10 protein-coding genes are annotated in these 14,527 nt (G+C 34.7%); 7 read left to right on the forward strand and 3 right to left on the reverse strand.

The genetic code is table 11. The annotated features are described in order from the left end of the window. Nucleotides 1-92: 92 nt before the first annotated feature. Together pdxR and K0R93_RS09325 are read left to right on the forward strand one after the other, a co-directional pair. Nucleotides 93-1,574, forward strand: coding sequence for a MocR-like pyridoxine biosynthesis transcription factor PdxR (gene pdxR / locus K0R93_RS09320; protein WP_300300364.1), 1,482 nt, complete (start codon nt 93-95; stop codon nt 1,572-1,574). A gap of 74 nt (nt 1,575-1,648) precedes the next feature. Further along, on the forward strand, nt 1,649-2,776 hold the full coding sequence (locus tag K0R93_RS09325) for an alanine dehydrogenase (protein WP_300300367.1): 1,128 nt from the start codon (nt 1,649-1,651) through the stop codon (nt 2,774-2,776). Between the two features lie 43 nt (nt 2,777-2,819). On the opposite strand, the gene K0R93_RS09330 is transcribed toward K0R93_RS09325, so the two are convergent. From K0R93_RS09330 to K0R93_RS09340, 3 genes are all read right to left on the reverse strand, one after another. Further along, entirely contained in the window at nt 2,820-3,227 is a 408-nt protein-coding gene (locus K0R93_RS09330) for a bactofilin family protein (RefSeq protein ID WP_300300372.1), read from the reverse strand. Between the two features lie 14 nt (nt 3,228-3,241). After that, nucleotides 3,242-4,180 carry a M23 family metallopeptidase gene (locus K0R93_RS09335; protein ID WP_300300375.1) on the reverse strand — a complete coding sequence of 313 codons (939 nt, stop codon included), beginning with the start codon at nt 4,178-4,180 and terminating at the stop codon, nt 3,242-3,244. 200 nt (nt 4,181-4,380) lie between these two features. Next, on the reverse strand, nt 4,381-4,902 hold the full coding sequence (locus K0R93_RS09340) for a hypothetical protein (RefSeq protein WP_300300378.1): 522 nt from the start codon (nt 4,900-4,902) through the stop codon (nt 4,381-4,383). A gap of 137 nt (nt 4,903-5,039) precedes the next feature. Here K0R93_RS09340 and K0R93_RS09345 point away from each other — a divergent pair, with 137 nt between their 5' ends. The 5 genes from K0R93_RS09345 to K0R93_RS09365 all read left to right on the forward strand — a co-directional run bounded on the left by K0R93_RS09345 (nt 5,040) and on the right by K0R93_RS09365 (nt 14,492). Beyond that, a complete protein-coding gene (locus K0R93_RS09345; RefSeq protein ID WP_300300381.1) occupies nt 5,040-5,501 on the forward strand; it encodes a MarR family winged helix-turn-helix transcriptional regulator in 462 nt (153 codons plus the stop codon). Between the two features lie 24 nt (nt 5,502-5,525). Next, complete coding sequence (locus tag K0R93_RS09350; RefSeq protein ID WP_300300383.1) at nt 5,526-10,940, forward strand: diguanylate cyclase; 5,415 nt, start codon at nt 5,526-5,528, stop codon at nt 10,938-10,940. Between the two features lie 30 nt (nt 10,941-10,970). After that, the gene (locus K0R93_RS09355; RefSeq protein ID WP_300300385.1) at nt 10,971-11,990 is read left to right on the forward strand and encodes a LacI family DNA-binding transcriptional regulator; all 1,020 of its coding nucleotides are present in this window, start codon (nt 10,971-10,973) and stop codon (nt 11,988-11,990) included. Nucleotides 11,991-12,095: 105 nt separating this feature from the next. Next, nucleotides 12,096-12,341 carry a YkuS family protein gene (locus K0R93_RS09360; RefSeq protein WP_300300387.1) on the forward strand — a complete coding sequence of 82 codons (246 nt, stop codon included), beginning with the start codon at nt 12,096-12,098 and terminating at the stop codon, nt 12,339-12,341. 225 nt (nt 12,342-12,566) lie between these two features. Then, nucleotides 12,567-14,492 carry a YgiQ family radical SAM protein gene (locus K0R93_RS09365; RefSeq protein WP_300300390.1) on the forward strand — a complete coding sequence of 642 codons (1,926 nt, stop codon included), beginning with the start codon at nt 12,567-12,569 and terminating at the stop codon, nt 14,490-14,492. Nucleotides 14,493-14,527 lie beyond the last annotated feature (35 nt).

The following is a 14,527-nucleotide window of genomic DNA, read 5'->3' on the forward strand; positions in this document are numbered from 1 at the left end:
TTTGTGATAAAAACATATTTACGAAATATAAGTTTCTTATTGTTTAGAAACCAATATAAGACACTTGGTTTTGTGAAATAAGGAGGATTAAAATGGATCCTTTTCAAAAGATTCGTATCGATAAAGAATCAAATGAACATATGTATATGCAAGTATATAAGTCTATAGTGGATCTAATTAAGCAAGGTATGATAAAATCCAATGAAAAGCTGCCGCCCATTCGTAATCTAGCGGATCTGTTAGGTGTAAATAATATCACCATTGTAAAAGCCTATGACATTTTAGAGAAACGAGGTTATGTGTATAAAAAAGTAGGAAGTGGAACATTTGTGAATCTTATAGATTGTTATGAAGGATTCCATGAGACAATAGAAGGGATGGACAGTGGCTTTGATCAGATGGATCGGGGGCAAATTCAGATTCATACAGATATGATAAGTTTTTCTAGCGCAACGCCAACGCCTGATTTATTCCCAGTAGAAGACTTTAAAACACTGCTGATAGAAATATTAGATAGAGATGGAGGCAGTGCCTTCGGTTACCAAGAGAGTCAAGGGTACTATCCATTGAGGGAATCGCTTGTTAGTTATCTTAAACAATATGGAATTAACACGAGTAGCAGCCACATACAGATTATTTCTGGTGCCCAGCAAGGTATTGACGTAATTTCAAAAGCTTTTGTCGAACATGGAGATGTGGTAATTGTTGAATATCCCACCTATACGGGTGCCATTGCTACCTTGAAGTCAAGGGGCGCGAAAATCATAGAAGTACCGATTCTTCCCGATGGAATAGACATGGGTAAATTAGAGGAGAAAATCAGAGCGTATAAACCAAAGCTCATTTACACGATGCCAAACTTTCAAAACCCAACAGGTTACTCTTATAGCAATCAGAAAAAGGATCAATTGCTTCGTCTTGCACATAAGTATAACGTATTAATTGTTGAGGATGATTACTTGAGTGAGCTAGATTTTAATGGTTATCCCACAACAACACTAAAGAGCATGGATACTCAGGATGTGTCTATATATATTAAGAGTTTTTCAAAGGTTTTTATGCCAGGGTTAAGGTTGGGCTTTCTAGTAATTCCTTCAAAGCTACATCCACAAGTATTAGCCGCTAAGCATGCATCGGATATTTCAACCTCTGGATTGAATCAGCGGGCGTTCGACCTTTATTTAAGAAAAGGTATCTGGAAACGGCATATTCACTTTATGAAAAAGGTCTATGAAGAAAGATTTGAAATTATGACCCGCTGTTTAAACAAATATATTATCCCACTAGGTGTTCATTGTTCTATACCACAGGGAGGACTGAACTTTTGGCTTTGTTTACCACCAGGATGCTCATCCCTTGAATTATATAAAAAATGTGAGGAAAACAATCTATTGATTTTGCCAGGGTCTATTTTCTCGCCCTACGAGAAAGAAAGTCCCTGCTTTCGATTAAGCATTGCTGGGGTCTATCCCAATGAAATTGAAACTGGAATAAAAAAGATGTCTGAAATTATTAGTCGTATGATAAGCGGGGAAGATTTATTAAGTAAGCATCCTTATTTTCCAATATTATAGGTGGCTTTAAGGTATATTCAAGAGCTTTAATTAATAAGAATATACCACCATGAATAAATGAGGAGGATGAAGGGATGAAGATCGGTATACCTAAAGAGATGGCAAATAGCGAATATAGAATAGGTATGACCCCTTTAGGCGTCAAGCAGATGACAGAGGCTGGACATCAGGTGTTTGTTTGTAGTGGTGCAGGTTTATATAGTGGGATAAATGATCAGCAATATAGAGACGCAGGGGCATTCATCCTTGAAGATTCTGCACGAGTTTATTCAAACAGTGATGTAATCGTGAAAGTTAAACCCCCTATAGATGATGAATTTGGATGGATTCGGGAGAAACAGATTATTTTTTCATACATTTTACCGGAAAGACATCAAGAATTATGTAATCATTTTATAGAAAAAAAGGTTACTGCATTTGGGTATGAATCAGTAGAAGATCAACATGGTGGGAAGCCATTGCTTGCACCCATGAGCGAAATAGCTGGAAAAATGGCTGTGTTAGTAGGGAGTAAATTTTTGCAAACAAATTATGGTGGAAAAGGATTAATGCTTGGATGCATGTCAGGTATAGCACCGGCAGTTGTAGTGATTATTGGCGCTGGGACTGCAGCGCAAGGTGCGGCATTTATAGCAACAGGATTAGGGTGCAATGTAACGATACTGAATCGAAGGCTTGCTCGGCTTAAGGCTTTAGAGCAAAGATTCGGTAGAAACGCCGCCTATTTGACCCTATCTCATGAAAATCTATTAAAATCTATCAGCAGGGCAGATCTTGTTATCAATACTGTTGATCAAATGGGCGAAAAGGAGACTCATTTGATTTCCAGAGCAATGTTAAAGGAAATGAAACAAGGTGCTGTAATTGTTGATGTTGCATGTGATAGAAACGGTACAATTGAGACATCCATGCCTACCACCCATAAGGACCCTATCTATGTTATTGACGACATTATTCATTGTGCAATTCCTAACTTACCTGGAGCTGTACCTCAAACGTCGACCCTCGCGCTGACAGAGGCGACTTTGCCGTACGTTTTGAAGCTTGCAAATCAGGGTTATAAAAAAAGTGTGCTCAATGACATAGGATTAAGAAAAGGTCTATGTTTCTATGAAGGCTGCTTACTCAATAAGAAAGCAGCAGAAAACTTTGGATTAAATTATAGTTCATTTGAAAGTAGTTTCATGCATATTGAAGAGTGAAATGTTGGAGAAACTCTAGATATTAAAAAAGCAAATGCATAATTTATGCATTTGCTTTTTTAATATCTAATTTCTTTATTTTTTCGCCTTGAAGAGAAGTATCTTTCATTGAACATTTTCCTTCAAATAGTGCTTTTTCTTCTACAACGAAGCTAACAACATGAATGTCACCGGAAAGCTTCCCAGTAGATGTAATTTTAAGTAGACCAAGAGCTGTAACGTTTCCTTGAATGCTTCCAGCGTTGAAGATATCATTGGCTGTGATATTACCTATAACATTGCCTTCCTCTCCAATAAATACATTCCCCTTAGCAAAAATATCACCTTGAAAGTGTCCATCTATACGTATGGTTCCATCGGCAGTAAGTTTGCCTTCAAAAGTTGAATTAGCTCCAATCAATGTGTCAAATTTTTCAATTTGGGAAGTAGATGAATCATTCTTCTTAAACATACGATAAATCTCCTTTACTTTCGAATTAAAATATTTTCTGGGTTAATTTGCTCGCCCTTAGAGTGGACTTCGAAATGCAAGTGTGGACCAGTACTTTTGCCTGTACTACCCATTTTTGCAATAATATCCCCTTTTTTAACTTTTTTACCTGCTTCAACTAAGTTTTCATTATTATGGGCATATACACTGCGATATCCATTTCCGTGGGAAATGATAACAGTTTTACCATATCCAGCATTCCAGCCTGAGAAAGTTACTATGCCTGTGCCGGCGGCATAGATAGGAGTACCTTTGTCATTAGCAATATCGATGCCTTGATGAAACTGTCGTTTCCTTGTGAAGGGGGAAGTACGATAACCAAATTTTGAAGTTACTTTGCCGTTAGTTGGTACTAAATCAGGACGAGCTTCCAATACTTTAAGTTGATCATCCACATCTGTAATTAGATCAGAAAAATTATCAATTTTGTTATCCATTTCAGCTGCTAAAACCTCTAAATTGGCATCAGAATCTTCAGCTATGAGTTCATCGGCATCTGTACCATAGGCACTTCTATCAAAAGAACGCGAGGTCGTCGTAGGTGAAGCAGTCTGTGCTGGCATTTTTAAACCTACCATAGATCGGACCTTTTCCTCTAACTCACCGAGGGCAGTAAGTTTTTGATTGATAGTGCTTGTACGGTTCTTGAGATCATCAATTTCTTGTTTTTGTTGATTGCTAAGCTGTTCCAATTGATAGACATTATCTAGGCTAGTATGAAGGGCGTAGTTCGTATTGGCCAAAGAAATAACTAAAACCACAAGTGTAAAACAAATGATAGTAGAGATTCCTAAAATGGCATATAACATAACCTTATTAAATTTGAATTGTCGTGTTCCTTTTCCTGAATGTGGGATTACCACAAAGGTGAAATATTCTTTTCGAAGTTCTCTTAATTTTACAAAAAAGTTCATGGATCAAATACCTCCAAAAGATAATCAAATAACCTATTCTACATTTATATCTAAAACCCTTTTATCTGTTCAAAGATATTTGATAGAAGATAAAACACAGTGAATAATTCAAGCAGGAAAATCACTGAATATACAGAATTACATATCATATGGTTAAGAAATTTCAACTGAATCAAAAAGAAAAGTAAGCCTAGGCTTACTTAACAATTAGAAAGTGCTTCTTTTATAATTTCCGATATGAACTTTCCATCAGCTATTAATTCACCATTAACCAGGTGAAATTTAAAGAAATTAAGAATAATCTTATTGCCTTGGATTTCAACGGTTTCAAAAGGTGTAGGTACAACGATAATTTCAATCGAGGTAATTTCGTTGTTTGTGCATAAATCACCAATGGAATCTAGAATATCATTGATCCTGATTCCTTTAAAAGCATCAATTCTTTCCGGCAAGGTGTCGATATATTCTAAAATCATTAGATTTCTACTATAAAATCGATTTTCTGCTTTATTTCCTGTGAAGGGTTCTTTGTTAGATAAAGCACTTAAGCATCGTCGTACAGATTCTGGGCCAAATTCATCAGTATATGTAAGTTGATATGGTTCTAGGGCAGCGGTATCTAGGATAAATTTCTCTGAAAGTTTTTCTTTCGATGCAATGGAAGACCAGAAAAAGTTCATTGTCTCGATGGCATTTAAGTTTAGTGAACCGTGTTGGATCATATATTTACCTCCTGACAAAATAGTTATATAATGTTAATAATAAAAAAGTAGGTAAAGCACATATTGAATCTGTACTTATTATACCACAACATTTTCAATAATAAAGGCTATTTACAAATTCGCATAGGGAGGTAACAATGGGCACAGATAATTTTCCAAAAAATATTATAGAACTTGAGAGATTGCTCAGGTGGGTTTGCACATCCATAAAGAGAAAAGGTAGGGAGATATTAGCAGACTTTGAGATTACACCTCCACAGTTTGATGCTTTGGTACAATTGATTAAACACGGAGATTTGACAATCAGTGAGCTGAGTAACAGAATGTTTCTAGCATGCAGCACCATAACGGATTTAATAGATCGAATGGAGAAAAATGGTCTTGTTGAAAGAGTTAGGGATTCGAAAGATCGAAGAGTAGTTAGAATAAGGGTACTTGATAAAGGAAACAAATTGATTGATGAAGTTTTAGATGCAAGAAGAATGTATTTAGAAAGGGTTCTCTCAGATGTAACTGGAGAACAGAAGGATGGACTAATATTAGCACTTAAACTAATTCATGAGAGAACAGAAGCAGAATGTGATTGGATAAAAGAATAATCGATTCAGTGAGGGTGTGAGGGAATGGAGTTAATCAATGGTAGATACAAAATTCTGAATCATATAGATAAGGATTCATTTTCAGATTCCTTTGTGGCCTTAGATTTATATAATGACAATCAGAAGACGACGATAAGGTTATTTAGACCCGAGTTTTCCAAGAGCAATTTGATACAGTATTATATTGATGAGTTTATTGTATTAACTTCATTTTCCCACAATTATATTTTTCAGGATAAGTCATTTGATATTGTACAGTCCATAGATAATAGGCCTGTAAGAATAACCCAGTTTTTTTATACGAGAGAATATATCAAGTATATACCAATAAAGTATACAGAATTATCACCAAAAGAGATCCTAGATGTATTTATAAAAATATGCAGTGCCATACACTATTTGCATTTTAGAGGAATATATTATAAGTTTCTCAATTTTGATCATTTCATAATTTATAGGGATGAAAAAGAAATACAGGTGAAATTGGCAGATCTTGCGTTTTTGAAGCAAATTGAATTTGAAAAAGGAAAAATATCGGACAATCATCAACAGTTTATAGCACCAGAAGTTCAATTGGGATTTGAGAGTGATGCTAGGGGAGATATCTATTCATTAGGAATAGTCCTTTTTTATATGTATTATGGAATTTCGTTTAGAAATATTGAGTTTAAATATGCGTTTGAACAAATAAGAAACAATAGAAATGAAGACCTGGATAATATAATTAAACGAATGGTTACTCCTGATATGGATGAACGAATAAAAAATATAGAGCATTTGATTTATGAAATCAATAAGATTTCCATGGCCCAGGACAATACATTTCATATTCAAGAGGACTATAGCAGACTAAACTTCAATACAAAATTGGTCAATAGAGAACATGAAATGGAAGTCATATGGAGGTCTTTGGACGAGTTAAAAAGAGAAAACACAATGAAGACATTGTTAATCAAAGGAGAATCTGGAATTGGCAAGAGTCGCCTTATCAAAGAGAGTATGTATCGTTTTCGAATGTCTAATGTGATAACTTTTTTTGCTTCATGTGATGAACCAAGTACCATGCATTATAAACCAATTAAGGAAATACTAAAGCAAATCCTTAAGAATACGGAATATGATCTCATAAAGAAATATGGTTCAGAGTTAGTAAAACTTTTACCTAGTTTGAGCAATACATGGGAGCTTAAAGCTTCACCTGTACTATCAGAAGAAAAAGAATGCCTCCGAATGCATGATCGAGTATTGCATTTTATTGGAGATAGTCTGGCTCAGCAGGTAGGTGTTTTTATTATTGAAAATATCCATTATGCAGATAAAAGTACATTAGACTTTCTTCGATTTCTCTTGAAAAGTGGAAGCAACCTTCCAATATTACTTATATTAACGTATAGAACAGATGGACAGAAAGAAGCTTTGCAATACCTGATCAGTGATGATATACAGAATAATATCTTGCAACTGCAAATGAGTAAATTTAATCTAGAGGAAACTGCTGCATTGATTCAAAATTTACTAGGAATGCCCTGGAAGCCGCTGAAACTTGCGACAAGGATTATAAAGCTTACAGATGGAAATCCAAGATATATAGAAGAGATTATCAAAAATCTATATATAGAAGGGACCCTCACCATTGGTGAGAATAGCAAATGGATGATTAAAGGGGATGGAATTGGAATCGATAACGTACAACTCCCTGCTAATATTGATGAAGCCCTCAATAGTCAAATAAAGTCGTTGAATAAGCCCTACCTATCTTTATTGAAAGTAATATCAATATTTAATACCCCAGTTTCTATTGATATTATTGGTAGAATGTGTGAATTTGGCATGAATAACTTGGAGAATTTGCTATATCAGCTAGGTGAAATGAAAATTATTGATGAAAAGTTAGAAGATTGGGGTTATACCTATGATTATGAAAACCGTCGGTTAAAACACCATATATATCAAATGATGGATCGGGAAGAAAAAAAACTGTTACATCAAGAAGCTGCAGCAACGTTAGAAATTGCCTACCTGAGTGAAGATAGAGAAAACAAAGATGAATTGGTTTACCAGTTGACGAAATGCGGAAGCTTCCATAAAGCCATTGATTATTGTATGGAGTCTGCAAGAAAAATGTTTGCACTGAATCTTTATATGCAATCATTAGAATTTATCGAAAAAGTTATGGAGCTCTTTACTCGAAATACTGAGGATATAAGGAAAATTGAAGCCTTACTAATGATGGGTGAAATCTATTTCAATATTGGAGAAACGGATAAATCCCTTGCTTCCAACGAAGAAGCTATTAGAATTTCAGAAAAATTTGATTTAAACAAAAAAATCATTGAGGGAAAGAATAGAATATCGAATATATATTTAATAAAGAAAAATTATGATGTGGCTAAAGAAATTATTGATGAAACCATAGCTCTGGCCAATAGGACAGAATACGTGGAGGGGCTTTTAGAGGCGGGATTTTTGCTCAGTAGACTGTATATCGATCGAGAAGACATATCAAATGCTGATGAAGTTACAAATGAGTTCTTGAAAAAGAGCATAGTTTTTGTAAATAAGCACTATATCGGATGTTTCCTCAATCAAAAAGGGCGAATTTTCAGCTACCTGGGACAATATGATGAAGCTATGATGGCATTTATCAAGAGTATTGAGTATTTAGAAGGCGCAAAGAGCTATATAGATACAATTAAACCTATCAACAATATGGGTGTATTGCTTATCGAATCCGTACAGAATACAAGCTTAGCAAGAAAATATTATGAAAGAGCATTAAAATTAGCTGAAAAGTATAATTTGATAGCTGGAACATCTACATACTACCTTAATATTGGAGAAACTTATTTGGTAGAGGATCAGTATCAATTGGCGTTAGAATATTTTACTAAGACCATTCAAATTGCTGAACTAACTGGAGAAAAATCGAATCTACCATGGGCCTATGGATATCTTTGTAGAATATATCTAAATCTCAATGAGTACACAAAAGCATACAATTACCTGAAGAAGCTTGAAGATGAAATATCGAATGATTCAGAGACTATTCGAATTGCTTCACAATACCACTTGTTGAAGGTCTATTACTGTGCTTTTATCGAGAATTCTGACTCTTTCGCAGACATTCAATATATAGAACAGTCGATTTCTTGTCTTGATGTTGTAAATAGATTTGAATTTAAAGGCCTGAAGCTTCTCTTGGAAATCAAAAATATGAAGACCACAACGGAGAAAGACATAATCCAGTTAGTAGAAGAATATGGTTCATATGGTTTCCATAAAGAAAAGAGGGCATTATTGCTAGATGCTGCAATCTATTTTGTAGAAACTGGAAATATGCAAAGCGCGTTGATCCTGCTTACTTTTGAACAATCACTTATGGGCGAATTTGACAGCATGATCTTACAGCATAAGCGAAGATTTATTGCTTCTTTCTTTGATGGAGATATCATCGAATCTTTTGAAGCGATGTTAAAAGCCATAAGTGGATGTGGATTGCTTGAACTTGAATGGAAAGTTCTAAGACATCTAGGGGAATCCTACTTTGAAAATGAGGACTATTATAAAGCGGTGAACGCATATATCGCTTCTTTAGATATACTAAGAAGATTAACCAGCAAGGTTCCTAAAAATGCACAATTATCATTTATCAATAATGATCGAAACAAAAGGACACTTAAACATAAAGTTCAGATACTAAAGCAGCTTATCATAATGGATACAAGGGCGGAAAACAAAAAAATAATTTATGAAGATATAGATAATATAGATGATTTGACAAGCTACTTTGACTTTTCAGATTTACAAACACTGTTTCACAATCAAAAATTTTTGGCTTCAGCATTAAAGGAATATGCAAATTTATTACCTTCGAAGATTAATAATTTAAGAGATTTAGTTGCATTATTATCTTGGGATCATAAAGAAAATATTGAATTCATTCTAAAGTATTGTGTACAAGTAACCCTTGCTACCCGAGGCTTTATATTGCTTACAGATGAGTTCGGCGCTACGGCAGAGTTTGTTAAATTACATCCTTATCATAGGATGCCATCTATTGACTATATCATAGAAAGAGTCAATCACAAACAAGATGGTATTCTTATCAAGAGAATATCTGACTTAGGGCAGACTGATGAATACAATTATTTGCCTGACGATGCAAAATCTGTAATTTGTATTCCTATATGTGCTAGAAGTAAAGATAGTAAAGTCTTGTCATATGAGAAAAGGAAAAATTGGAGACTTGCTGAAAAAGAACAAGTGCTTGGATATCTTTATCTAGATACGGATAAAGTATTTAATAATTTTGATTGGGCAGCATACAAAACGTGTTATGCACTATCTAGTCTACTATATGTACTTTTAGATAATTATCATTTAAAGATTACAGCCTCTATTGACCGACTAACAAATGTTTTTATTAGAAAATATGTTGAAAAAAAATTTAATAGTGAGCTAATAAAAGCCGAAATAGATGGTAATGAATTTGCTGTTGTCATGTGTGATATTGATAGGTTTAAATTAGTGAATGATAATTATGGACATCAAAAAGGTGATGAGGTTCTTCGCTGTGTAGGGGAAATATTAAAGAAAAATTTACGAGAAAGTGATATCGTAGGCAGGTATGGAGGAGAAGAGTTTATCATACTTTTACCAAACACAAATAGCAAAGATGCTCTGGCAGTTAGTGAAAAGCTTCGTAAAGCAATTGAAGAAGCAGTACTATTAAGCAATGAACTGGCAGTTACTATGAGTTTTGGAATATCAAATTATCCTGAGCATGGGAATTCACAGGAAGAATTGATCGAGAAGGCAGATCAAGCTTTATATAGAGCAAAGGATACAGGACGAAATAGATCTGTCATTTGGAATCAGCATATTGGGGATAATAGAAAGAGGTTAGATAAGCTTGCGGGAATTATTTCTGGAAATACAACACAAGACCATCGTAATGTCCAAGTTATTGTTGAAATAATAGAGTTATTGAAAGAGAAAAAACCGTTTCAAGAAAAAATCTTTGAAATACTAGGACGTTTGATAGAAATTATTGAAGCAAAGCAGGGAACTCTTATAAGACTTGATAGAGGTCGAATATTGGAGATGTATAGTAGGGAAAGATATAAGGAATATTGGGTTAGCGAAGTGAAGATGAATGAAAAAATCATAAATAATATTTTAGAAAAAAAGATTGGTGATTACTTTATTGATTGGGAAAGTATTCATGAGATAGATTCTTTAACTGGCACACCAGATTGGCAATCACTCATCGTATTACCCATCATCTATCAAAATGAAGTCCATGGCATTTTACAATTAAGCGTGCCTATTCGGGAAAAAGAATTTGATTTTAATCATTTTAATTTTGTGAACTCCATTGGCGGCGTTATTGGTGCAATGCTGCAGGTAGGCAGTGATGAAACAGAAAAAGTCAAATAATATAAATTTTAGATTGTTGAGGTGATTACAATGAGTGTGACAATTAAAGATGTTGCCCAGAGAGCAGGTGTTTCAATTTCAACGGTTTCAAGAGTAATTAATAACTCTAAACCTGTTAGCAATGAAATAAGACAACGTGTGTTACAGATTATTGAAGAAACGGGTTATACGCCAAATCCTGTAGCTAGAAGTCTTGTAATGAAGAAAAGTCAATTAATAGGTGTAATCGTACCAGACATTTCAAATTTCTTTATTGGTGAAATATTGAATGGCATTGAAGAAATCGGAAAGATGTATACCTATGATATTCTTCTCTGTAACACTTATGGTGATTTGGAACAAGAAATAAGATATTTAAAACTTTTACAAGGAAAACAAGTGGAAGGTATTGTCTTGATGACTTGGGATTTACAAGATAAACTGATTGACTATCTTGCAGACTGCGAGATACCTGTTGTACTTATTAATCGAAATACAAGTAGGCTGAACATTCCATCAGTATCTATTGACAATTTCCAAGCATCATATGATATGACGAACTATCTTATTGAAAATGGGCATAGGGAAATTGGATTGATTCGTAATAGGTTAGACAGCAATTCATTTTGTATGGATCAATATAATGGTTATAAAAAAGCTCTTGAAGAAAAGGGGATATCAGTCAACGAGGATTTGGTGGAGTTTGGAAACTTTAAACTAGACAAAGCCTATGAGATTGTAAAGCGTTGGATTGATGCAGATATATTACCTACAGCTATTTTTGCAACCAGTGATACTATGGCGATTGGTGCAATAAATTGCCTGCTGGATCATGGTTTCCAAGTACCAAATGATGTTTCTGTAACAGGGTTCCATGATACGAAGATGGCTTCATTTTATAGGCCAACGCTTACCACCATCAGACAGCCTTTATATGATATGGGTGCAGTAGCCATAAGAATGATTATTAAAATAATCAATAAAATGGAAATCAATGAAAAAGTAGTTATTTTGCCCCATGAGTTAATTGAAAGAAAAAGTAGCGGCCCTGCGTATTTAATGGATAGATAATGATATCTAGTATATAGAAGTAAAATGGCATATATATCGTATAAATTCCTTCTACTGTACAAATAATAGTGATGTAAAGGTGTACATTAGGAGGTGCTTAATAAAATGAAAAAAGTAGCAGTTGAAAGATCTTTGGGAAATGTTCGAAATTATTTACAAGAGCAAGGGTTTACAGTTACAGATTTAGAACCAAATAATAAAAACTTTCAGAACTGTGATGCGATCGTTGTTTCAGGTCAAGATAGTAACTTCCTTGGCATGGAAGATGCTATGACAAAAGCTCCCGTTATCAATGCTGAGGGAATGACAGTTGAGGATATATATAAACAATTAAAGAGCAGACTGAGCTAAAAAAACCTCCTTTGGAGGTTTTTTTATAACACATAGGAAAATATGAACATTAAATAAATGTGATAACTTCATAATTTCCGTTATGTGTTTCAAAAAAGTCTTCCTTAAAAATCTTCCAATGGAAGACTTTTTTATAGCTGATATAGTGATGAATAATAAGTTTTGTAACCTATAAGAATCTTTGATACAATAAGGCTATTGAAAATATGAGAGTGAGTGAACAATGTGGATAAACAAAGATTTTTACCAATTGATAGAGAAGACATGAACAGCAGGGGATGGTCACAACTGGACTTTATAATTATATCAGGAGATGCCTATGTTGACCATCCAAGCTTTGGTACGGCAGTAATTGCACGTGTTTTAGAGGATGCAGGCTATAAGGTGGGAATTATTCCCCAGCCAGATTGGCGTAGTATAAAGGATTTTAAGAGCCTGGGAAAACCAAGATTAGCTTTTCTAGTGACATCAGGAAATATTGATTCAATGGTAAATCACTATACGGTGAGTAAACGCAGGAGAGAAAAGGATTACTATTCACCTGGTGGAAAAATGGGATTACGACCAGACCGAGCGACCATTGTCTACTGTAACATGGTCAAGCAAGCCTATAAAGGTATTCCCATAATCATTGGAGGCATAGAAGCAAGCTTAAGAAGGTTTGCCCACTACGATTACTGGAATGACAAGGTACGAAGATCTATACTATTTGATAGTGAGGCTGATTTACTAGTATTTGGAATGGGAGAGCGACAGATTCTTGAGATTGCAGATAATCTTAATAGCGGTTTTGACATAAAGTATATGCATCATATTCCAGGGACATCATATAAAGTAGATACTCTAGATAATATCTATGGATATATTGAAATTCCATCTTTCGAAGAAGTATCAGAAGATAAAACGGCATATGCTCGAGCTTTTAAGGTACAATATGAAGAACAAGATCCTATTAGAGGGAAGGTGATGATACAGAAGCATAATGAACAATTTATTGTCCAGAATCCTCCCGCTATGTCTCTGTCAAGAGTCGAGTTGGATCGAATTTATAACTTACCCTATGCTCGAGATTATCACCCAATTTACGAAAAAGATGGGGGGATTCCTGCTATAGAAGAAGTGAAATATAGCATTATTAGTTCTAGAGGATGTTTTGGAAGCTGCTCGTTCTGTGCCTTAACCTTTCATCAAGGAAGAACCATTCAAAGCAGAAGTCATGAATCTATTCTAGAAGAGGCAAAAAAAATAACATCAGATAAAGATTTTAAAGGATACATACACGACGTGGGTGGCCCAACAGCTAATTTTAGGCAGGTTGCCTGTGAGAAACAGTTGAAAGAAGGAACGTGCAAAAACAAACAGTGCCTTTTTCCTAATCCCTGTAAAAATCTTAATGTAGATCATGATGAATATCTTCAACTATTGCGTAAACTGAGAAAAGTTGAAGGTGTAAAAAAGGTATTTGTTCGATCAGGCCTTCGATATGATTATATCGTAGCTGACAAGAGTGATAACTTTTTGAAGGAACTATGTGAGCACCATGTCAGCGGCCAACTCAAAGTAGCACCTGAACACATATCCTCTAAGGTACTGGACCTCATGGGTAAACCTAGAAGAGATGTTTATGAGAAGTTTGTAAGTAAATACTACAAACTTAACGAAAAGTTAGGAAAAAATCAATTTTTGGTACCCTATCTAATGTCGAGTCATCCAGGTAGTGATCTTCATGCAGCAATTGAAATGGCGGAATATTTAAGAGACATTAGATATAGCCCTGAGCAAGTTCAAGATTTTTATCCTACGCCAGGTACTTTGTCAACTTGCATGTATTATACTGGTCTCGATCCAAGAAATATGAAATCGGTGTATGTTCCAAAGGATCGTATGGAGAAATCTATGCAAAGGGCATTGCTTCAATATAGAAATCCTAAAAACTATAATTTAGTCCGAGATGCGTTGCTGTTAGCTGGCAGAGAGGACCTAATTGGATATGGACCGAAAGCATTGATTAAACCCAAAGAGGGTGAGAAAGACAGGCCATATAAAAAAAGAAAAACAAATGTGCGTGAAACAAAAGGGAACAGAGTGGAGCGAAAAGATACTAGCAAGAATTCTATAAAAAAGAGCAAAAGAACGAAGCGATCAAAATAAAGAAGGGAAACCTTCTTTATTTTGATGTTTGCGTG

It is taken from the genome of Anaerosolibacter sp., from assembly GCF_029240175.1.
Classification (GTDB): Bacteria; Bacillota; Clostridia; order Peptostreptococcales; family Thermotaleaceae; genus Anaerosolibacter.

What these genes read in the sequence shown, in the direction of transcription:
- pdxR (WP_300300364.1), top strand. Translation starts at nt 93, where the DNA reads ATGGATCCTTTTCAAAAGATTCGTATCGATAAAGAATCAAATGAACAT.
- K0R93_RS09325 (WP_300300367.1), top strand. Translation starts at nt 1,649, where the DNA reads ATGAAGATCGGTATACCTAAAGAGATGGCAAATAGCGAATATAGAATA.
- K0R93_RS09330 (WP_300300372.1), bottom strand. Translation starts at nt 3,227, where the DNA reads ATGTTTAAGAAGAATGATTCATCTACTTCCCAAATTGAAAAATTTGAC.
- K0R93_RS09335 (WP_300300375.1), bottom strand. Translation starts at nt 4,180, where the DNA reads ATGAACTTTTTTGTAAAATTAAGAGAACTTCGAAAAGAATATTTCACC.
- K0R93_RS09340 (WP_300300378.1), bottom strand. Translation starts at nt 4,902, where the DNA reads ATGATCCAACACGGTTCACTAAACTTAAATGCCATCGAGACAATGAAC.
- K0R93_RS09345 (WP_300300381.1), top strand. Translation starts at nt 5,040, where the DNA reads ATGGGCACAGATAATTTTCCAAAAAATATTATAGAACTTGAGAGATTG.
- K0R93_RS09350 (WP_300300383.1), top strand. Translation starts at nt 5,526, where the DNA reads ATGGAGTTAATCAATGGTAGATACAAAATTCTGAATCATATAGATAAG.
- K0R93_RS09355 (WP_300300385.1), top strand. Translation starts at nt 10,971, where the DNA reads ATGAGTGTGACAATTAAAGATGTTGCCCAGAGAGCAGGTGTTTCAATT.
- K0R93_RS09360 (WP_300300387.1), top strand. Translation starts at nt 12,096, where the DNA reads ATGAAAAAAGTAGCAGTTGAAAGATCTTTGGGAAATGTTCGAAATTAT.